Origin of the sequence: Microbulbifer agarilyticus, assembly GCF_001999945.1 — a bacterium.
GTDB lineage: Bacteria > Pseudomonadota > Gammaproteobacteria > Pseudomonadales > Cellvibrionaceae > Microbulbifer > Microbulbifer agarilyticus_A.
The window spans coordinates 3052855-3074412 of sequence record NZ_CP019650.1; the positions used below are offsets into that span (position 1 = coordinate 3052855).

Below are 21558 nucleotides of genomic sequence, written 5' to 3' on the forward strand. Positions count from 1 at the left end.
GATTAGTGTGATTCCCTTGGGCTATTTGCTGACTATGGGTAGCTGACCGTTGCCCTGAACAAACCTGCGGCTCACATCAACTACAGCGGAATCCTTGAGAAAATTGCGCCCTACCTGCAGCGGGAAGTCAAAATCTCCACGCTGCACCAGGTTTACCTCGACCATATGGGTGACATCACCGATGGTAAGGCTCATATTCACAATGGGTCGACGCTGACGATCAAAGCCCGGACGTGCTACACGCACGTGCCGCTCGATGGGCAGCTCAATTTTTACCGCCTCGGTGTCATCGCCATTGGAAACGTTAAATCGCACCCAGTCGCTGCCGTCCCGTTCAAAACGCGTGAGCTGCTCCACATGGAGAGAACTGGTGGCGACACCCGTATCGATTTGCGCCTTTAAACGCAGATCACCGGGCTCGACCATTGCATACTCTTGTGAACCGAGCACCAGTTTGTCCTTGGCCACCGGCACTTCAACGATGGTCTCGAACTTACGCTCAATAACCCGCTCCACCACTTTGACTTCGGGCTCGGCACACACCACGGCCTGAACCGGCGGACACTGGCCAGGTAGCGCTGCCGCATCGGCGGCTGACGGGGTATCTTCGAATACATTTACCGGTTCCGGCGCAGCAGCTGGCGCGCGGGAAAACAGCGATTCGCAGCCAACGAGCAGCTGGCTCATCAGCAATAGGGAAAATAAAGGCAAAAACCGCATCTGTTTTATTACTACCTTAGGGCGCGCATGACGGCCCTGTGTACTGTTATTAAGTAATCCTGGCGGTATGTGATCGGGAGGGCTCCTTGCTACCCGAATTTTGCAAAGTCCGGATACTACCTTATCCACTTAACATCTGCACAGCACCCATATCCACACTTCTGGGAAGTGGAATTCGCGGTGAGATGCACTGATGCAATGGCAGAAATATCGATATTCGTGACAGCCGGACCAGAATGGTACCTATTGGTCACAATGAATCAAACGACAAACAACGTCAACCCTGCGCCAATCGCTCGTCAATCTCCGCCAGTTTTGCCACCAGTGCAGGTCCCTGCAGGCTGCCGCCACGGAAATACTCTTCTGCCATAGGCGCGATACCGCATTTTTCCGGTAGTGGCTGTTCCAGCTCCACCAGGTGACTCATGCGCGGCAGAAATACAAACTGCAGCCACTGAGGGAAGGTCAGGGTATCCACACAGAAGGGCTGGGTACTCGCCAGTGCCTCGGGGCTGGGTGGGGTTTCATCCCACAGCTCGAGGAGCCGCAGTTCGGCTTCCAGTTCCAACAACAGCGTAGCAATATCCGGGAAAATGGACTTCATATTGGGTAACCGTCAGTTAATTGCGCGCCGGAACGGCGGTAGTGAATCCAGCATGGCACGGCCGTAGCGCTTCGTCACGATACGACGGTCCAAAAGAGAGATAGTTCCTTCATCCTGCTCGGTGCGCAACAGGCGGCCGCAAGCCTGAACCAGCTTGAGCGCTGCGTCCGGCACGGTGATTTGCATAAAGGGGTTGCCGCCCTTGGCCTCAATCCATTCGGCAAGCGCCGCTTCGATGGGGTCATCGGGCACAGCAAACGGCAGCTTGGCGATAATCACATGCCGGCAATAATTACCCGGCAAATCGAGGCCCTCAGCAAAACTGGCGAGACCAAACAATACGCTGCGCCCGCCCTTATCGACGCTCTTCTTGTGGCTATCCAACAGCTGCTGACGGGACTGTTGCCCCTGCATCAGAATCCGGTTGCGCCAAGTACCAGGCAGCGACTCATAAACGGTTTCCATCTGCCTACGCGAAGCGAATAGCACCAAGGAGCCGCCCTCTTCCCCGTGGGTATCCAGCAAGTCCGGCAGCGCTTCGATCACCGCGTTGGTGTGCAAGTCTGCATTATTCGCTTCCACAGCGTCTTTGGGCACACTCAATTCCGCGCGGGAGAAATCAAACGGGCTTGGCACAACTTCATAACTGGCGTTATCCGGGGTACCGGCGCGCATTTTGAGACGATCAAAGCGCCCCAGCGCGGTCAAGGTCGCCGAGGTAAGTACGGCACCGTAACAGCGCCGCCACAGACTGTATTCCAAAGTCTTGCCCGCAAGGATTGGCGAGCTGCACACCTCAAAATCAAGCGAGCCGCCCCAGTCCACCAGTGTTACCCAGCGGGCCTGCGGCACCGAGCCCTGATCTTCTCTGGAATAGTTAGCCCAAAGTTCGAGGTTGGCCTCAGCGCGGCCATGCCAGCCACCCAAAATTGGATACCAGCGCTCCAGGTCCACGATCGGCACCGGACTGTGGGCATCCTCCATCATGCGCTGGGCAGACTGCACCATTTTGCCCAGCAGGGCTTCCATCTCATCGAAGTCCTCACGCAACTGATCGGCAAGCTGCATCATGGATTCTGGTACAACACCGCCCTCGAAACGGTAGCGGGCACTGCGCGACTGCTGATTGCCGCCGCGACCGCGCTCCTCCTCGAACTCACACAGATCTTCGATCAGTGGCCAGGCCATCTCGAGCTTTTGTTTGGCGGAGGTAAACAGCGCGGGCAATTCCTCGCCGGCGCGATCCAGCTCGGCACCATCGCCAATTTCACCCAGCATCTGGCTGAGGTTTTTATTTGCCTGATCCAACCAGCCGGTGGTCGCACCCACGCGGCTGTGGTGGGCAAAGTGGTTCAAGGCCTTATCAGGCAGGTGATGGGCCTCGTCCAGTACATAAATGGTTTCTTCTGGCGGTGGCAGAATGGCCCCGCCGCCGAGCGCCAGGTCTGCCAACAGCAAATCGTGGTTCGCCACAATCACGCGGCTTTTGCCCAGGCTTTCGCGGGCGCGGAAGAAGCTGCAACTGCTGACGTGGGGGCAGCGGCGACCGCTGCACTGCCGGTGATCGGTGGTAACCCGGCTCCAGTCTTCGCCTTCGAGGGTGTCTTTCCAGTTATCGCGATCGCCGTCCCAGCGCCCGCTGGCCAGCTCGTCGGCCATTTCCCGGTACAGCTTGACCCCGGTCTCACCCACTTGCGGCTTCTCGTCTTCATACAGGGCGAGGGAGCCTCCCACACCGCTGGAGGTGAGCTCGGTCAGGAGCTGATCGAGCTTGGAGAGGCACAGGTAGCGGCCGCGGCCCTTGGCGAGGGCGACATCAAACTTGAGGCCTGAGTGGCGTACCAGCTCCGGCAGGTCCTTGAGGATAATCTGCTCCTGCAGGGCCACGGTCGCGGTGGAGACAACCAGAGTTTTGTCGTGGGCGATCGCCATGGGGATGGCCGCCAGGAGGTAGGAAACGGTTTTACCGGTACCCGTACCGGCTTCTACCACACAGATGTGGTCACCGTCGGTCTTGCCGTGGTCGCGCTCGCCGGCGCCGTTGCGTTGGATACCGCCCAGGGCGCGGGCGATGGCCGCAATCATCAGCTTCTGGCCATAGCGGGCTTTGAGCTCGCGGCCGTTGAGGAACTGACGATAGGCGTTCTGGATGGATTCTTTGTCTTTATCGCTGAGCACTGGGGACCGGCTGAATTTGCACTGGGGCTGTATTTAAACAGGGGTTATATCAGCCGGCCATTATCCACGCTTGTTCAGGCTTGCGCCATTGTGGCGTGAGATTAGTGGCGTGCGATTACTGCTCGTATGCGAGGCGCGATACCACGGGATTGGCGTAGCCAAGAATGGCCTTGTCGCGCCAGCGCTCATCGATCCGCGCCATACGCTGTTCGAACTTCTCCCGGATCTCCTGGTGCTCTTCGGGGTTCCAGGGCTTGGGTGGGTAGCCTACGGGCAGCGCGGGCGCCTCACCATAGATCTTTTCGTAGGCGATCATATTGGTGGGGTGCAGGACATAGTTACCGATGATCTGGCGATCAATCTCGTCCGCGAGGGCGCCGACATCGTTGAAATCACCCTCAATCGGGGTACCGAATGCCGCATGAATGTGGCCTTTCTGGCCCACTACGCCCTTGGCAATACTACCCAGGTCCTCATGGGCCTGCTTCTGGTACTCGTCTTTGTGTTCCTTGATGTACAGCTCGCGCGCCTTGTGGCGGTCGCAGGGGTCCCACTCGTAGGAAATTGCCAGCGGTACGATGTGCAGCTCGCGCCAGAAATCCGCGAAGGGCTGATCCTTGGGCTTCGCCATGGCGAACATGGCCGCCAGCGCAGGATTAGTGCGATCCAAGCCGTCTTTGGCCCGGCCCGCGCGCTGGGCGATCCACACGTGCTCGTTATCGTTGACGATCGAGTGATGGATGTAATTGGACAGTTTGGTGGCCGCCATCAGCTTCTCGCGACGGCTACCCGAACTGCGCTTCACTACGAAGCATTTATTGAGCTTCATGATATCGGTGGCAAACTGCTTGGAAAGCAGGTTGTCACCAATCGCGATACGGGAAGTCTCGTGCCCTTCCTTGTACATGGAGAGAATCGCCAGCGCCGGGTCCATGGCGATATCCCGGTGGTTGCCCACGAACAGGCAGGCGCGATTGCGCGGCAGGGTATCGAGCCCGGAGATCGAAAGGCCACAGCTGGTGCGGTTGACCGCTTTGTCCAGGTACTTGGCAATGACTTCCTGCACGCCACGAACATTCTTGGCATTGCGGAACTCGAAGCGCACCAGCTGACGCACCATCCACGCGAGAGGGCGCTCCAGCTTGCTAGCAGCGCCGGGAAGCAGGAAGTGCGCGACCACCCGCGACATTTCCGGGTCTTCTACCAGGCGGCGCAGGACCGTGCGCACCTCGTCGTCCCGGTAAGGGCGGATGTCGTCGAACTGACTGGGATCAATATTTCTCGCATTCATGGACTAGTGCTACCTGCCAACTTCAGCGCGCCGAGGGTTCGCGCCCGCCGCGCTCTGGCTCATTCTTATTGTGGCCCAGCGTACACGGACTGATCGAAAACCAGATGAATTGCCGGGCGAAACCGGCGCTGAACATACCGGAAGCAGCCGCGAACTACCAGCATCAACCCCGACCCGGGAGTAACGCTGGCCGATTCGCCCACCTATGCGGCGCCACAGCCATCTCCAGCGCCGTCCGGTGGCGCCCCTTACCCCGCTCTAGACATATCCGGACCCGGCCACGAGAATAGGCCGCTTTATAACAAGAAACTGACCAGGCTGCCGGCCACAAGCGGGCAAGCCAAGTTGCCGTCAGCCACTAGGAGTTCACTTTGAGTCACACCATTTCCAGCGAGTCGCCGCAAGACTCCCGCAATCCCAGCCTGCTGGATGCCCTGATCCCCCTCCTGATCCTCATCTGCCTGCTTTCGCTTTCGGTATTTTTCTACGGCGCCGACTCTTCTTACGGCCCGAACCAGATTGCCCTGCTGCTGTGCGCCGGCGTTGCCGCCCTGGTGGGGATGAAAAACGGATTCACCTGGAAAGAAATGGAAGGCGGCATGCTGCACGGCATGAGCCTGGTATTTGGCGCTATCCTGATCCTGCTCGCGGTCGGCGCGCTGATCGGCAGCTGGATTCTCGCTGGCACCGTGCCCTCCATGATCTATTACGGGGTTCAGATGCTGTCCCCACAGTGGTTCTACGCGGCGAGCTGTGTGATTTGTGCGGTTGTTGGCCTTAGCATCGGTTCCAGCTGGACCACTGCCGGCACCTTGGGTGTGGCACTGATGGGAATCGCCGGCGCACTCGGCCTTGACCCGGCAATTACTGCCGGTGCGGTAATCTCCGGCGCCTACTTCGGTGACAAGATGTCCCCGCTGTCGGACACCACTAACGTTGCCGCAGCGGTAACCTCGAATGACCTGTTCCTGCATATTCGCCACATGCTGTGGACGACGATCCCCGCATTCACCATTGCCCTCATTGTCTTCGCTGCAATCGGCTTGATGGCTGACACCGGCCAAGCTTCCGCGGAAGATATCCAGCAACTGCTGGGTGCCCTGCAGGAAGAATTCAGTATATCCATCGTCAGCCTGCTGCCACTGGCACTTCTACTGTTTATGGCGTGGCGAAGAGTCCCGGCCTACCCGACCCTGATTATCGGCGCACTGGTGGGTTGTGTGATTGCAATGTTTTTCGAACCCAACGCCACCCGTCAGCTGGCCGGCGGCGAAGGCCCACTGAGCCTTCTCAAAGGTGCGTGGCACAGCCTGTTCGACGGTTACAAGTCGACCTCCAGCAACGAAGCCGTGGCATCACTCCTATCTAAGGGCGGCATGAGCAGCATGCTCAACACCATCTGGCTGATTATCTCGGCAATGGCCTTTGGCGGCGTAATGGAGCGCGCGGGCTTCCTGGAACGTATCGTGCGCTGGGCGCTTTCCGGAGTTAAAACCGTTGGTGGCCTGATCACCTCTACCGTGTTCACCTGTTTCGGTATGAATGCGGCAGCCGGCGACCAGTACATGGCCATCATCATCCCAGGCCGTATGTTCCGAGAAGCCTTTGAAGGCAAAGGCCTGCACGGATTGAACCTGTCTCGGACCCTGGAAGACTCAGGCACCATCACTTCGGTACTGATTCCCTGGAACACCTGCGGCGCGTATATGGCAGCCACGCTGGGTATTGCGACCTTCAGCTACGCGCCTTTCGCGCTGTTCAATATCCTGTGCCCGCTGCTGGCCATAGCCTATGGCTGGTTGCACTTTAAACAGATGCCACTGGGCACCCAACAACCACTGCAAGACGCTGAAAAGGCTTGAGTTCATACATGGCCAATACCCTGAGCGACCTGATTGCTTCAGCTGACTTTGACCTTCGCTGGTTCGACCTCGGGCGCCGGGTGCGCCCAGTTTCGGCCAAAGCCGCGCGTATATTTGAAGAAGGGGTAGCACCCTGCCCCTACCCTTACCTTCGCCAGGCCTGGTGTGGACTGCTGTTGTCGCCATCTAAAGCAGCCGAAGAAAACGACGCAGCAGAGCCCGCTGTTTGGTTTCTGCGTCTTCCTCTCGATGAGCAGGGTAAGCTGATCCTTCCCATTCGCGATCGGTTTCTCGGCAGTGTACAGAAGGCTCTCGACCCCGCTCATTACAAACCCGGAAATGGCCACGATCCGGCAAAAGCCCTGCAACAGGCACTGGAAGATAGCGGCCTGATGTTCACACCCGCTGCGGACAAACGCGCCGTGTTCCATGCCAAGGCCGCCAAAGTCTTGCGACGCTCAGCGAGCGATCACTTCCCCGCCGCCAAGGCCTATGCCAAGGACCCGGCTGCATTCCCCTGGGAGCAGCTGGCGCTTCAGGGGCTTGCGGACCTGGCTGTGGACTGGGAAAAAGAGCGCGAGAATCTAATCGCAAACCTGTCGCGATTTGCCACTCCGGCGCTAATCTCGCTTTGCCAGTGCCTGGAAAGTGAAGCCATTGACCACCAGCTGGTGGAGCCGCTAATCACTCGCGCCACACAAAACCTGGCCTCGGATGCGGTGGACTTTAACCTTGTCACCGCGGTGATACGAGGCATTTCGCTCAGCCCCGCAACGGGCATGCGGCAGCAGTTTCTCAATTGGTTGCTCACGGAGAATCCTGCAGGAGCCGCCAACCAGTCGGAAGTGCTCGCGGCCATCGGCAGCCGCTGCAACGAAGATCTGCTAGAACCAGAGATCGCCAAAACCTGGCTGGAGCGACTTAGCGATAGCCAGACTCAAGACACCTTCAACTTGCTACTGACCGATCTCCTGTTTCTGCCAGAGTTGCGCAATGTCCTGCTCGGGGTTTTGCGAGACCCAGAACGACAGGAATCTGTCGCCGTTGCGTTTGGTCGCTTCCTGCAGTCAGGCGCCTGAATCAATCTCGGGCCATCTCTTTGGCCCGAATTACCCACCCTTTTGCTTTCCTCCTCTCCCCGCCGCCTTGGCCATAGCGCGAAAAGCAGCGTACCGAACACCCTGCATTGAAAAAATATGCGCTCAAAAAAAATAGGATTTCTGAATTTCTGGCGTCGACTTCTACAGTATTTTTCTGGCAAAAAAGAAAAAAATTAAATTTTCACCTTAATGAAAAAAAATATTCCACACTTTGCGGTGTCGCGGAGTAAAGGTTGAACGCAAAATGGCGTTTAACCCTTTAAATTCAGGCCCTCAGGGACGACAAACTGGCGGTGTTTTTATCCTGAATTAATGTGTGGCGGCTATTTTAACCGCGCGCCTATTACACTCCATTGGGCGGTATGTTTGTAGAAAAGATTTTTACAAAGCACACCAAACAGGTGACGTTTTATTGTCTATGCTATTGACTAACATCAACGGAAAGGAGTTAGGGGATGAATTTCACTCCAGCCAAGTACTTAACCGGAATTATTTGTGCACTGGTCCTCGCAGGTTGCTGTGCACCGGCTCCGATGCCGGCCGCCTGCCCACCGGGCTCAGAACAAATTCCGACTTCCATGGCCTGTCCTGCGGACGCGGATTGCTGGATGGCATCCGATAACGTTCGCTGCATGAAAGTGGTTAAGTAACCACTCTCATAACAGGATCGTGCAAATGCCGCTTCTCGAAGCGGCATTTTGCATTTCTGGGCCCACAAATTTGTGCGCGGAAATTTTCCGTTTGCAATACACGAAATGAAGATTCGGGCCAGACGCAAGCCTGCATCGATTAATTCACAAGTGCCTGTCCACCCGCGACTCGCACCGCTCTCCCTCGCACCCCACCCAACATAGAAAGAAATTGCGCGCCAATTGCACCCTATTTGCGCATCTCTTTGCCTGAATCGTTAAACTGGCCGCACTGGCCGTTTGTCGCTAATATCAGCAGCTTTCCAGCCGACCCTTATCTACTTTCAGCGAAGAAGTTTTGACCATGGATGCTCTCCCCCTGTCTGCCGCAATTGCCGTCCTACAGCAACACAAAGATCAACAGCGCTGGTCCCTGCGCGACCTGTTTGCCTCAAACTCAGACCGCGCGCAGTCCTTTAGTGCCGAAGCTGCAGGCTTGTACCTCGATTACAGCAAGAACTTGCTCAACGCCGATACGCTGCAAAACCTGCTGGATTACACCGATACCGCAAATCTAAAGAGCAGTATCGAAGCGCTGTTTGCCGGTGCCAACATCAACAACACCGAGCACCGCCCGGCCTTGCATACCGCCTTGCGCTTTCAGGGAGAGCCCAAAACTGAGCATGAACAGGCGGTAGCGGATTGCCGTGTGCAAATGTCTCAATTTGTTGAGCAGGTACACAGTGGTGCCTGGACCGGCTTTAGTGGCAAGCGCATTCGTCACGTGGTCAACATCGGCATTGGCGGCTCGGATCTCGGACCGCGCATGGTATGGGAGGCGCTGCGCCCCTGGCACAAGCAGGACCTGACTACCCACTTTGTGGCGAACATCGACGGAGCCGACCTCAGCGATACCCTCGCCTCCCTGCCCGCTGACGAAACGTTGTTTATCGTTGCCTCCAAGTCCTTCTCAACCCTGGAAACCCGCCAAAACGCCCTCTCCGCGCGCCAGTGGGTACTCGATGCTGGATGTAGTGAATCCGATCTCGAGAAGCACTTTGTTGCAGTGAGCAGCAATATCGTTGCTGCCCAGGACTTCGGTATCGCTGCCCAGAATATTTTCCCGATGTGGGACTGGGTGGGTGGCCGCTACTCCCTGTGGTCTGCAATTGGGTTGCCGATTGCGCTGGCCTGCGGATTTGATGCATACAGCGACCTGCTGAAAGGCGCGAACGCGATGGACACGCACTTCGCCGAAGCTGAATTCTCCCAGAATCTGCCGGTGCTGATGGCGCTGATTCATTTCTGGTACCGCCAGTGCTGGGGCGCGGGCAGCCTTGCAGTTCTCCCCTACGCGCAGCGCCTTGCCAAGTTCCCGGCGTGGCTGCAGCAATTGGATATGGAGAGCTTGGGCAAGAGTGTCACCCGCGACGGCCAGCCTCTGCCTTACCCGAGTGGTGCAGTGATTTGGGGCGCTGAGGGCAGCAATGGTCAGCACTCTTTCCACCAGCTGTTGCATCAGGGCACCGACATGATCCCGGCGGATTTCGTTGCCATCAAAGAACCCACATCCGAACTCAAGGAACAGCATCAATGGCTGCTGTCCTGCTGTTTGAGCCAGAGCCAGGCTCTACTCCGTGGTAAATCACTAGCTGAAGCCCGCCGCGAGCTGGAAGCTTCCGGCCACACGCATAAAGAAGTCCACCAGCTGGCACCGCACAAAGTGGTTCCCGGCAACCGCCCGAGCAATACGCTGATTGTGGAAAAGCTGGACCCGTTCCATCTTGGTAGCCTGCTGGCACTCTACGAGCACAAGGTATTTACCTTTGGCTGCCTGCTGGATATCAACCCGTTTGATCAGTGGGGTGTGGAACTGGGCAAGGTGCTTGGCAATGGCGTGCATGCGGCCATTGATGGAGAGGTCCCTGAGGATTGGGATGGATCTACTGCTTTGCTGCTTAAAAAGCTGCTTAAGTGATATTACCCCCGGGGCTCCACTTAGGAGAGTCACGGGCGTTAAAGCACCGGGGAAGGGTTTTCGGGACCGCTGTAAACCCATCCCTGGGCGCTGCGGCGCAAACATCCTGTTTGCGACGCTCCCCAAAACCCTTCCCCGGCACTTTAACTTCTCATCAACTACAAAGCTTTATTCATAACACTGACAACCTCTTACTTTTAAAAAGCTGCTCAGCTTTAGACTGAAGGCGGGGTGCTGGGTAAACCTTTTCGAAAGCGTCGGCGACAAGGACGTCGCCGACGCAGCGTACATGGACGTATTCACAGCGGTTTCGAAAGGTTTACCCAGTACTTCGCCGCCACCGAATTAATTTAGTTGGCTCCACTGGGTTAGCTAGTTTTCACAGAACGCTGATCCAAAAGGGGCTTAATCAAGTCCATAGGCAGCGGGAACACAATCGTCGAATTCTGTTCTCCGGCAATATCAATCAACGTCTGCATATACCGCAACGTAATCGCATTCGAATTCTTGGATAGCTGATCGGCAGCCTCGGTCAGTTTCAACGCCGCCTGCGCCTCACCCTCTGCGTGAATTACCTTGGCACGACGTGAACGCTCCGCTTCGGCCTGTTGGGCAATCGCGCGGATCATGCTCTCATCCAGGTCGATATGCTTAATTTCCACATTGGTGACTTTCACACCCCAGGCATCCGTCTGCTCATCGAGAATCTTCTGAATATCCACATTGAGTTTATCCCGCTCAGACAACATCTCGTCCAGCTCGTGCTTACCCAGCACCGACCGCAATGTAGTTTGGGAGAGTTGGCTTACCGCCTCGTGATAGTTTTCCACATTAATAATTGCAGACTGTGGATCAATTACCCGGTAATACACAACCGCATTCACTTTTACCGACACGTTATCCCGGCTAATCACATCCTGTGTCGGCACATCCATTACCACCGTACGCAAATCCACACGCTCCATGGTCTGCAGTACCGGAATGATGATGATCAGACCCGGCCCCTTCACAGCCTGAAAACGTCCCAGAAAAAACACCACCGCACGTTCGTATTCTCGCAGAATACGAATGGCGTACATGATTATCAGAACGACTGCCAGAATCAGCAGACTGGCAAAGTAACTGATCATAAGTATCTCTCCCTGACTATTTATTTCGACTTCCTATTCCGGAAGGCTCTATTCAAACCGCTTAATCCGGCTGCACCTGCAACATCAAACCCTGCTCGGACGTCACCCGTACAGACTGCCCTTTAGTCAGCGGTTGGTCGCACTGCGCACGCCAGATTTCACCACCAACTTTTACCAGCAGCTCTGGCTGTACTTCATCAACGATTGCCGCGCGTCCAACCATCGCCTGATTGGCCGGCACCTTCGGCTTACGCAGGCTGTGGCCAACCGCATACATGAATCCCAGTAATGCCAGACCACTGACCGCAGCAATAGAGCCGATCAAAGTCTTGGATACGCGCATGCCCGGCACGTCACTGTCGATCAACATCACCGAACCAATCACTAACGCAATCACTCCACCAATGCCGAGCGCGCCGAAACTCGGCACAAAAAATTCCGCCGCTATCAGCAGTGCACCGACAATGATCAGCGCCAACCCAGCGTAACTAATCGGTAGTACCTGTAACGCGTAAAACGCCAGTAACAGGCAAATCACGCCAACCACCCCCGGCACTATGGCACCGGGGCTGTAGCCCTCGAAAATCAATCCATAGATGCCGATCAACAGCAGGATATATGCGATCTGGGGGTTAGTGATCAGGGATAGCAACTCGTTGCGCCAATCGGGCGCGTACGCCACTACAGGTAGCTCTGCCACATCTGCGGCGATCTTTTGCTTTTCGCCCAGCAATACAATTTCCCGGTCTGGCAGTTGCTGCAATAAATCCTGTTGATTGTCGGCAACCACATCTATCACGTTCTCTTTCAGCGCTTCCTGTGCGGTCAGTGTCGCGGCATCGCGCACCGCCTTTTCCGCCCAGTCTGCATTGCGGCCATGGCGTTGCGCCAATCCACGAATGTAGGCCACCGAGTCATTAATCACTTTGCGCTCCATCGCGCTTCCGGAGCGGCCCGCGCTCTTATCCTCTTCGCCGCCTTGCGCCCCATCAGAGGCATCGTTCTCACTCTCCTTGGAAGATTGATCAGTCGCTTCTTTCGGCGGCTGCCCTGGCGGTTCCTGCTGTCCCGGCATACCGCCCATCTGCACAGGTGTTGCCGCACCCAGGGTTGTCGATGGCGTCATAGCCGCCACATGGCTCGCATACAAAATATAGGTACCCGCACTGGCTGCACGGGCACCAGCGGGGGTCACATAGGTAACGTAGGGAATCTCTGATGCGAGGATGTGCTGGATGATGTCCCGGGTGGCTGCATCCAACCCTCCGGGTGTATCCATGTCGATGATAATCAGGCGCGCGCCTTGCTCGCGCGCCTTGTCACTGGTACGAATTAGATAGTCTGTTGTTGCAGGCCCGATAGGGCCGTCAATGGTGAGTTGCGCAATATGCGGCTTTGTCGCATCGGCAGCGGCTCTCTCTGCCCTCTCAGCACTCTCCACTTCCTGTGCAAACGCCGAGGCATGCGCAAAAAACAACATCCACAATAGGAAAAGCGCTTTCCGACACCACTGTTCCATAGCTGTTATCCCGGGTGCGAAAGATCAGAAACCACAAGGGTAACAGAACTGCGACAATACACAGGGAAAGGCGCGCCGGTTGCGGACGGGAGGTCATCCACAGCCGGCAGAGCGAGCGCAATCTGATTGATTGCGACTACGCATCAGATGGCAGTGAGATATCGCCTGGCGAACTTGGAATCCATTTTCTCCAGATCCACCACAACCAGGCCGTCGACCGAATCGCAGAAATCCGGGTCGATATTGAACGCATGAAAGCTGGTACCACCAGGAGTGGTAACCGCTGTGTACTTTTTGAAAAGTGGCGGCAAAACCGCACCCTCTTCCTTCAGGATATGTTTCAGCTGCAGCATATCCTCGTTTGCGCAGCCGGAAAGTGGCGGTAGATCCACCCGTTCCTCAACAAATGGCAGGCGCGCATTCCCCATCGGCCGCTCTGCGGCGAAGTGATGCAGGAAGTAGCGCACGATCGCGGATTTGGCGCGTCGAGAGAAGTTGCCAGGCATTGAAACCGGGCCAAACAGGAATCGCCGCTTACTACGTAAAATCCACTGACCAATACCGCACCACAGCAGATCCAACCCGCGGCTGCGCCAGTACTCTGGAAGTAGGAAGCTGCGCCCCAGCTCTGCAGACCCGGGCAAGCATTCCTCCGGCGAGCGGGAATAATTGAACAGGGTCGTGGAATAGATTTCATCCGCAGCCAACCCATCCGTGCTTACCAAGCGGTAGGCACCCGCGAGCTGCTGACGTTCCTTATCCCACAGCAGGAGATGGTCGTACCAGGCATCAAACGCATCCCAGTCGCGATTGTTGCCGGTGCCCTCACCCACTGCGCGAAACGCAATTTCACGCAGCCGCGACAACTCGCGCATTACCGGACAATCCGGTTGCTGGCGATACAGCTTCACTTCGAACTCCCCCTGCGCAACGAGAGTCTCGCAGCTGGCAAGACCTTTCGCGACATCGATCGGCGCTTCAGCCCCAGCAATTGGCTCCGGCGCCAACTCTTGCGGTTTCTTGTGCAGGCGATAAACCTGTTTTTTCCACAGCTTCGCCTGAGCACGCGGCGTCATTGGCCACTGGCGATAATGCTCCGGTGCCACAGGTGCGCCTACACGGATATCGATTCCTCGGCTTACCTGTTTGAACATTTCCCGCACCAGCCACAAGGTGGACAGCGGCTTGTTGACCATGGACAGACCATACCACCATAAGGAATTTCGACCGCGTACCTGCATCGGCAAAATCGATGCACAGGTCTTATCCGCAAAACGAATAAAGCCAGGGTTCCAGCGACCGTCGCGCACACCCTGTGCGGTAAGCCGCGAAACTTCACCTGCGGGGAATACGATGATGGCACCGCCTTCACGCAGGTAATCGTAGATTCCCTCCACATCCTCGCGACGGGTACGACCGTTAAAGTTATCCACTGGCAGTAAATAGCTGCGCAACGGCTCAATATTCCACAACAACTGGCTGGCGATCGCCTTCACGTCTTTACGCACCCGCGCCACCAGATCGATTAGTGCGAGCCCATCGAGGCTACCCAGAGGGTGGTTGGATACGATCACCAGCGGGCCGGTGGTAGGAATACGCTCAAGTTCCGCCAGATTAACGTCATAGCGGAAATCAAAGGAGCGGAAGACCTGGCGGATAAAGTCCAGCCCTCCCAGATGGGGAAAATCCTTACCAAATTGCTGCAGTTGCTGCTCGCAGCATATTTTTTTTACCGTGGCGGAGACCAACCGGCGCGCCGGACTTTTCGGCGCAGCGCTGTACCAGGGATTCTTTTGCAACAGGTTCTCGAGCTCAATCATGCGGCCACCGCTTCAGTCATAATTCGGGCAATCTTCGGTGTCTGATGCCAGTGCAATACGTTCAACGCGCCACTCTTTTCTTCCACAATGGCGGTCATTGAGTCGACCCAATCACCACAGTTGGCGTAGGTCACTGCGCTGCTCTTAGAGGCGCTGTGACGGATACCGGCACGGTGAATGTGCCCACAGATCACGCCATCGAATCCACGGCGGGCGGTCTCACGAATTGCGACTTCTTCAAATTTATTCATCATGCGGCGGGCGGCATGCACGCGATTCTTCACATGATTGGCGAGAGACCACCAGGGCTTGTCAAAACGGCTGCGCCAGTAATTAATCCAGCGATTGATCCGCAACATCAGGTAATAGCTCTGATCACCAATGTGGTAGCTGACCGGATTGATTTCGATATGATGTTCGAACTGATCGCCGTGGGTAACCCAGTAGCGTTTGCCATCGTTCGTGGTGTGGGTCCATTCGCGCTCAACACGGATATTGCCCAGACGCTTGCCCGCCCAGCTGCGCATTGGGGCATCGTGATTACCGGGAACATAGATGATTTCGGGTGTGTTACTGCCTAATTCAGACAGCATCCCAAGCAACAGGGAGGAGGCATGACACCAGCTTCCCTTACCTTGGGAAAGCGCCTTCATGTCAAAAATATCGCCCACCAGATACACCGTATCGGCGGTATTCTGGGCCAGAAAGTCTGCCAACCGCTGCGGCTCGCTGTCCCGGCTACCCAGGTGTACGTCAGAGATCCACAGTGCGCGATATCGATTTCTCATTAGCTCGTCCCATCATCGTTGGTTCGGACCACATCCGATGACATGAGACTTTGCTTGAGTTTTCTTACAAACCGGCGGCTGTTTCTTGAAGCTTCTATTGCAAACCTAGCTAGAGGAGGAAAGATGCGAAGGAATCGGTGTTCCTGAAGAACAAGATTCTAATTGCGTACCCGCTGAATCCTTTCCAGCCGGGAAATACTGCCAAGGTAGTCCTCCCAGCTGGCCTCCAGTTCCGCCGTCTGGAAGCGCTGATACTTCTCACGATCCAGCCAGTAGACTCGCGTGCGCACGCGACGCAAATCGATCATCGGCAGCTGGTCAATGGCCGCAGAACCCCGTTTGAAGACAGAACCCGCGCGGGAGTTCTGCACCATGTCGCTGACAATGGTCAAGTGCACGTTTTGCGCCGCCGGATCCAGATGATTAAGCGCGGCGACATCCGATAGCGCCTCATAAATTGGCGACACCGGTTGTGCTTCACCCGTCACAGCTCGGCCGATGGCGCGATCCAGTGGCTGGGCAAAGCGCTGCTTGTACAGAGCATCCACAAACTGCTGATTGGCCGTCAGCGCACTGACTTCCTTCCCCGAATGCGGCTTACACAAATCGATCACCGGTTCGGAAAGCCCGTTGTAGTGATCATCCAACACGAAGATCGAGAAGCGGTCGTTGACCGCAGCGGACGCCAGTAGGTCGGAAATATGCGTTTTCAGAAAATGGACCTGATGCGCAGACATGGTATCCGACGCATCAATCACCACCAGATGCTGGGCAAAGCGCGGCAGGTGTGGGTTACACAGAGTCACTGCATCAAAATCCCGTGCCGGCGAGCGCACCACCTTCAGTGCAAACACCGCCAGTGCCAACAGGATGACCAGACCCAGGGCAAACACCAGCACACCCTTTTTGTCTTCGCTGGAGAAACGCCCGCGGCGACTGCTGCGGAGCCTTGTTCGACGCACTCCAGCCATCAGCCTCTCCGCAAACCGTGATCCAACTCAAGCTTGTCCACAAGCTCGGAAAGGGCTGCCTGAATCGTCTCGCAGCGGCGGTTCACCACATCGATCGCACCGGTGTAGGTGTGATCCAGTTCGTCCATCACCTGCTCGAAGGTCGCCAGATCCTGTTTATGCTGTTCCAGTCCCGTGGTATTTAGGCGGGGCAACTTTTCCAGCTCAAAGCGCAGAAGCTCTCCGAAGTAGGCGGAGCGGCGATTCATCATGCGCGCAGAATAAGACTGATAGTAACGAACGAGTTCATCCAGCAAGCCCTGCGCCTTGATAATATCTTCGTGGTAGTGCCGATGAATTTCTTCGCTCCGCTCAATACTCGCCTTGAACTGGATAAACTGCGCGCGAATGGTTTTTTCCGTATCGGAAATACCATCCTGCATTTCTTCCGCCATCTGGTTAACACTATCAATCGCATCTTCGTGTGCATCGCGCCACGCCGCATGCTGGGATTTAACGCGCCGGGTAACCGATGTATATCCCGGGTAGCGGTCATCCACCACAAAGAACTTTGCCGTCAACAGCACCAGGGCAATACCACTGACCACTACCATGATCCACGAGTTGAAATCCTGAATACCCATCGGCTGCGCCTGCAGTGTGCTCATCGCCACCTGCGACGCGGTAAATGGATCAGCCTCCAGTGCCTCACGGTAGTGCCCCACGCCGAGCACAAACACTCCTGACGCTAACAACACCGCACCAAACAACACCCCGGCACCGATTTTTCTCAGCGCGTTTAAGTGAAAACAATGCCGTAGGGAAAAGGCCAGAAAGGCTGCAAACCCCAGGTTAATCATGGAAATGATAAACGCCTGAAAAAAACCACCGACTAGGCCCAGCGCGCTGCCTTTTGACAGGAAGAAGGCATTCAATACGGTTTCAAGAATGACGATGAAAAATACAATGGAAAAATGCAGCAGTTTGGACTCGCGGTACACCGCTTCTCGGGTAAGCCCATTGCGCTCCCGAAACATTTCCAGGTCCATGCGCAATGCCGAGTATTCCTGTGCACGCTGCTTGATACCGCTTACCAGATTGGCCAGGCGTGCAGCGACGGATTTTTCCACCAGCGATTCGGTGTTTTTCATTTCCTGATAGAGCTGGCGAATGTCCACGTCGCTGCGATCCGCAAGCTCCTTGTCGAGCTCACCCTGGCGGTTCTCGTGGACTCGACCGATGATTTCCCGCACAACATAAGAGCGCATACTCTCTTCGCTGTCGGTATGATTGCGTCGGTCGACTTCGGGGATGCCCGCTTTCACATCGCGTTCGACGCGCTGCTCAATTTTCAGGGCGGTAATAGCGGCTTTGGTGGCCGGGATTGAGGTCATGAGATCACCTAAAAACTTCCACTACATTTTAGGTTGTCGGGATTTTATCCATCCCTCTCTCAGAATAGACTGCCGCCACGCGCGCATGCCGGCAATGCGATAAATGGCGCAGATTTGAGGCCTCCGGCGCCACAAGCGCAGTACATTGTCGCGGGAATAAACAATTTGGCGGTAGCAGCCGACAGGGCTGACAAATCGACGCGCTCGTATTGCGGGCATAAAAAAACGGGCCGCGCGGCCCGTTTTTTGGTGAACAAGGACAAAGCCTTACTCGGAGTCGCTGGGGCGACGCATCGGCGCGGGGAATGGGAACTGGGCCACTTTGTCGCCCTTCACGTCGTGAACCTTACCTACGCCCTCTTTCTCCACCTCGTCAATCCGCACAATGCTGTGCATGGGAATATAGGAACGCTTCACCGAGGAGAACTCGGTTTTCAGCTTCTCTTCACTGGGGTCGACCACCAGCTGGGACTTTTCCCCGAACACAAACTCTTCCACCTCGACGAAGCCATACATCTCGCTTTGGTAGATGGCGCGCGCGTAAAGCTCGAACACCTGGTTCTGATTGTGAAAAATGACTTTGTAGATTGGGTTTGCCATAGATTGCTCAATGCCGGGGCTTATGCGGATGCCCCATGAATACTAGTGTGCAGGCGGGCTGCCCCGCGAAAAGCGCGGAAGATTATCACTCTCGCCTGCCCCCGTCTATGCAGCCTCCAGAGGGGTCGGTATAATGCCCGACCTTTTGAATTGACCAGTTTTTAACCAGGCGCATCATGTCCACCGAGAAGTCCTCCGAATTATCCGAAAAACCGGTGAAAAAGCTCTTCATCAAGACCCACGGCTGTCAGATGAACGAGTACGACTCTGCCCGTATGCGGGACCTGCTGGGGGAATCCCACCAGATGGTACCCACCGACGATCCCGAAGAAGCGGACGTACTGCTGGTAAACACCTGTTCTATCCGCGAGAAGGCTCAGGAAAAATTGTTCCACCAGCTCGGCCGCTGGAAGCACCTCAAGGAAAAGAATCCCGAACTGGTGATCGGCGTCGGCGGCTGCGTGGCCAGCCAGGAAGGCGAAGCCATCGCCAAGCGCGCTCCTTACGTGGACCTGGTATTCGGCCCGCAGACCCTGCACCGCCTGCCGGAGATGATGGAAACCAAGAAGCAGGAAAGCGGCGCGATCGTGGTTGATGTGTCCTTCCCCGAAATCGAGAAATTTGACCGCCTGCCGCAGCCGGAAGCCGACGGTGTAAGCGCTTTCGTCTCTATCATGGAAGGTTGCTCCAAGTACTGCACCTTCTGTGTTGTGCCCTATACCCGCGGTGAAGAAGTGAGCCGCCCGGTGGCAGACGTGCTGGAAGAAGTGGCGCACCTGGCTGACCAGGGTGTGCGCGAAGTAAACCTACTGGGCCAGAACGTAAATGCATACCGTGCACCCGGTGAAGATGGCCAGTTCGTAGACTTCGCCGAGCTGATCACTTACGTGGCGGCGATCGACGGTATCGACCGCATCCGCTACACCACTTCGCACCCAGTTGAATTCTCCGATGCGCTGATCGATGTGTACGCGGAAGTGCCGGAGCTGGTGAACCACTTGCACCTGCCGGTTCAAAGTGGCTCCGACCGTATTCTGATGGCGATGAAACGCGGCCACACGGCCCTGGAATATAAATCCAAGATTCGCCGTTTGAAGACGATCCGCCCGGATATCTGCCTGTCCTCCGACTTTATTATCGGTTTCCCGGGTGAGACCGAGCGTGACTTTGAAGCCACCATGAAACTGATTCAGGACGTGGGCTTCGATATTTCGTTCAGCTTTATTTACTCCCCACGCCCGGGCACTCCGGCTGCGGACCTGCCGGACGACACGCCGGAAGAGATCAAGAAGCAACGCCTGCAACTGCTGCAACACCGTATCAACCAGCAGGCTCGGGAAATCGCTCGCCGCATGGTTGGGAATGTGGAGCGCGTTCTGGTCAGCGGCGTATCCAAGAAGGACCCGGGCCAGCTGCAAGGCCGTACCGAGAACAACCGTGTGGTCAACTTCCGCTGTGACCAGCTGGAGCTGATCGGTAAGTTTGCCGACGTTGTGATTGAGGAAGCGCTGCCTAATTCTCTGCGCGGGACCTTGGTAGCTTCTGAGCTGGACGGCCCTCTGAACTGATCTGATGGACCCTACTCGCTAACGTCAGGGTCCGCGGCCCAAAGCTAAGGCGCTGATGCCGGGATTCGTTTCCGGGACCGTACGCGGCCAAGGATGGCCGCGTCCGAGCGCACAGGGATGTGCTTGTAGCGTGTCCCGGAAACGAATCCCGGCAGCAGCGCCGCCACCGGAGAAGCGACGAAGTAACAAAGTCACCAAACCGGTCACGAGCGAAAAACCTTCATACTCCAGTGTTATAAGCCACCGAACTGTTTAGAACCCATTCGTCACAAAGCGCCCTTTCCCATTGTGCCGAAATGGGTATAACCTACAGACTGAACCCCCAGACAAAAGGTGCATGGAAACCAATTTGGAAACACAAGCCCTCGCTCACAGCATCACCCTTGAGCCCAACGACGCCCGCCGCCTGGCCAACCTCTGTGGCCAATTTGATCAACACCTGCGCCAGATTGAACAGCGACTGGATATTGAAATCCGCAATCGCGGCAATCAGTTCGCGTTCTACGGTGACGCCAAGTCCGCACGCGCAGCCGGTGAGATCATCAGCAGTCTGTATAAGGAAACCGGTGGCAAAAACAGCCTGACACCAGACGAGATCCATCTCGCCCTGCAGCAGTCCGGGGTGGAAGAGCTGATGAACGGTGGCGAGAAGGCCGCTGAAGGTGAAGGCGACCAAGTAGTCCTGATTCGCACCAAAAAGTGTTCCGTACGCCCGCGTGGGGTTAACCAGCGCAAATACGTGCGTGCGGTACAGAGCAACGATATCAACTTCGGTATCGGCCCCGCCGGTACCGGTAAAACCTACCTGGCCGTAGCCTGTGCGGTAGAAGCACTGCTCAAGGATCAGGTAGAGCGCATCCTGCTGGTACGCCCGGCGGTAGAAGCCGGCGAAAAACTGGGCTTCCTGCCCGGTGACCTGAGCCAGAAGGTCGACCCCTACCTGCGCCCCTTGTACGACGCACTCTACGAAATGCTCGGTTTTGAAACCGTCGACAAGCTGATTGAGCGCAACGTGATTGAGGTTGCACCGCTCGCGTATATGCGCGGTCGTACCCTGAACAACGCCTTCGTGATTCTCGACGAAAGCCAGAACACCACCCGCGAGCAGATGAAAATGTTCCTGACCCGTATCGGGTTTGGCTCTACCGCGGTGATCACCGGTGACCCCAGCCAGATCGACCTGCCCCGCGGACAGGCCTCCGGCCTGCGCCACGCGATTGAGGTGCTGGGCAAGGTCAACGGCATCAGTTTCACCCATTTCGGTGCCAAAGACGTGGTTCGCCACCCACTGGTACAGCGCATCGTCGAAGCCTACGACGTGCACGAAGCAGAAGTGGAAGCCGAGCAACAGGCCGAACGCGCCGCGCGTAAAGCCGCCGCGCTCGAAGCCGCTGGCCGCGCTGGAGAAGATGCGGCCTAAGGCCGCG

At 56.4% G+C, this 21558-nt stretch carries 17 protein-coding genes; 6 read left to right on the forward strand and 11 right to left on the reverse strand.

The features are described from left to right. Window positions 1-21: 21 nt before the first annotated feature. From Mag101_RS12715 to Mag101_RS12730, 4 genes are all read right to left on the reverse strand, one after another. Window positions 22-711: an ATP-dependent zinc protease gene (locus Mag101_RS12715; RefSeq protein WP_198039987.1), complete on the reverse strand. Its 690-nt coding sequence runs from the start codon at window positions 709-711 to the stop codon at window positions 22-24. Window positions 712-997: 286 nt separating this feature from the next. After that, window positions 998-1324 carry a YqcC family protein gene (locus tag Mag101_RS12720; protein WP_077405637.1) on the reverse strand — a complete coding sequence of 109 codons (327 nt, stop codon included), beginning with the start codon at window positions 1322-1324 and terminating at the stop codon, window positions 998-1000. Window positions 1325-1336: 12 nt separating this feature from the next. After that, window positions 1337-3502: an ATP-dependent DNA helicase DinG gene (dinG, locus tag Mag101_RS12725; protein WP_077405640.1), complete on the reverse strand. Its 2166-nt coding sequence runs from the start codon at window positions 3500-3502 to the stop codon at window positions 1337-1339. Between the two features lie 115 nt (window positions 3503-3617). After that, window positions 3618-4793 carry a 1-acyl-sn-glycerol-3-phosphate acyltransferase gene (locus Mag101_RS12730; protein ID WP_077405643.1) on the reverse strand — a complete coding sequence of 392 codons (1176 nt, stop codon included), beginning with the start codon at window positions 4791-4793 and terminating at the stop codon, window positions 3618-3620. Window positions 4794-5164: 371 nt separating this feature from the next. Here Mag101_RS12730 and nhaC point away from each other — a divergent pair, with 371 nt between their 5' ends. The 4 genes from nhaC to pgi all read left to right on the forward strand — a co-directional run bounded on the left by nhaC (window position 5165) and on the right by pgi (window position 10362). After that, on the forward strand, window positions 5165-6655 hold the full coding sequence (gene nhaC / locus Mag101_RS12735) for a Na+/H+ antiporter NhaC (RefSeq protein ID WP_077405646.1): 1491 nt from the start codon (window positions 5165-5167) through the stop codon (window positions 6653-6655). An 8-nt stretch (window positions 6656-6663) separates the two neighbouring features. Further along, window positions 6664-7734: a DUF3549 family protein gene (locus tag Mag101_RS12740; protein WP_077405649.1), complete on the forward strand. Its 1071-nt coding sequence runs from the start codon at window positions 6664-6666 to the stop codon at window positions 7732-7734. A gap of 476 nt (window positions 7735-8210) precedes the next feature. Next, window positions 8211-8405 carry a hypothetical protein gene (locus Mag101_RS17880; protein ID WP_157520377.1) on the forward strand — a complete coding sequence of 65 codons (195 nt, stop codon included), beginning with the start codon at window positions 8211-8213 and terminating at the stop codon, window positions 8403-8405. Between the two features lie 343 nt (window positions 8406-8748). Next, window positions 8749-10362, forward strand: coding sequence for a glucose-6-phosphate isomerase (pgi, locus tag Mag101_RS12750; protein WP_077405652.1), 1614 nt, complete (start codon window positions 8749-8751; stop codon window positions 10360-10362). Between the two features lie 368 nt (window positions 10363-10730). Here pgi and Mag101_RS12755 read toward each other — a convergent pair whose 3' ends face one another. From Mag101_RS12755 to Mag101_RS12785, 7 genes are all read right to left on the reverse strand, one after another. Next, window positions 10731-11492, reverse strand: coding sequence for a slipin family protein (locus Mag101_RS12755; protein ID WP_077405655.1), 762 nt, complete (start codon window positions 11490-11492; stop codon window positions 10731-10733). 61 nt (window positions 11493-11553) lie between these two features. Beyond that, complete coding sequence (locus Mag101_RS12760; protein WP_077405658.1) at window positions 11554-13011, reverse strand: NfeD family protein; 1458 nt, start codon at window positions 13009-13011, stop codon at window positions 11554-11556. A gap of 143 nt (window positions 13012-13154) precedes the next feature. Beyond that, window positions 13155-14831 carry a lysophospholipid acyltransferase family protein gene (locus Mag101_RS12765; RefSeq protein WP_077405661.1) on the reverse strand — a complete coding sequence of 559 codons (1677 nt, stop codon included), beginning with the start codon at window positions 14829-14831 and terminating at the stop codon, window positions 13155-13157. Next, complete coding sequence (locus tag Mag101_RS12770; RefSeq protein ID WP_077405664.1) at window positions 14828-15619, reverse strand: UDP-2,3-diacylglucosamine diphosphatase; 792 nt, start codon at window positions 15617-15619, stop codon at window positions 14828-14830. Before Mag101_RS12770 ends, Mag101_RS12765 begins: the two co-directional genes overlap by 4 nt. 158 nt (window positions 15620-15777) lie before the next feature. Then, complete coding sequence (locus Mag101_RS12775) at window positions 15778-16590, reverse strand: hypothetical protein (RefSeq protein WP_077405667.1); 813 nt, start codon at window positions 16588-16590, stop codon at window positions 15778-15780. Further along, window positions 16590-17963, reverse strand: a complete 1374-nt coding sequence (locus tag Mag101_RS12780) for a hypothetical protein (RefSeq protein ID WP_077405670.1) — start codon at window positions 17961-17963, stop codon at window positions 16590-16592. Before Mag101_RS12780 ends, Mag101_RS12775 begins: the two co-directional genes overlap by 1 nt. Before the next feature lie 267 nt (window positions 17964-18230). Then, entirely contained in the window at window positions 18231-18563 is a 333-nt protein-coding gene (locus Mag101_RS12785) for a DUF1820 family protein (protein WP_198039988.1), read from the reverse strand. Between the two features lie 176 nt (window positions 18564-18739). Between Mag101_RS12785 and miaB the strand changes: the two genes are divergently transcribed. Both miaB and Mag101_RS12795 read left to right on the forward strand, forming a co-directional pair. Next, the gene (gene miaB / locus Mag101_RS12790; RefSeq protein WP_077405674.1) at window positions 18740-20131 is read left to right on the forward strand and encodes a tRNA (N6-isopentenyl adenosine(37)-C2)-methylthiotransferase MiaB; all 1392 of its coding nucleotides are present in this window, start codon (window positions 18740-18742) and stop codon (window positions 20129-20131) included. Window positions 20132-20468: 337 nt separating this feature from the next. Then, the gene (locus tag Mag101_RS12795) at window positions 20469-21551 is read left to right on the forward strand and encodes a PhoH family protein (RefSeq protein ID WP_077405677.1); all 1083 of its coding nucleotides are present in this window, start codon (window positions 20469-20471) and stop codon (window positions 21549-21551) included. The last annotated feature ends 7 nt before the right edge of the window (window positions 21552-21558 follow it).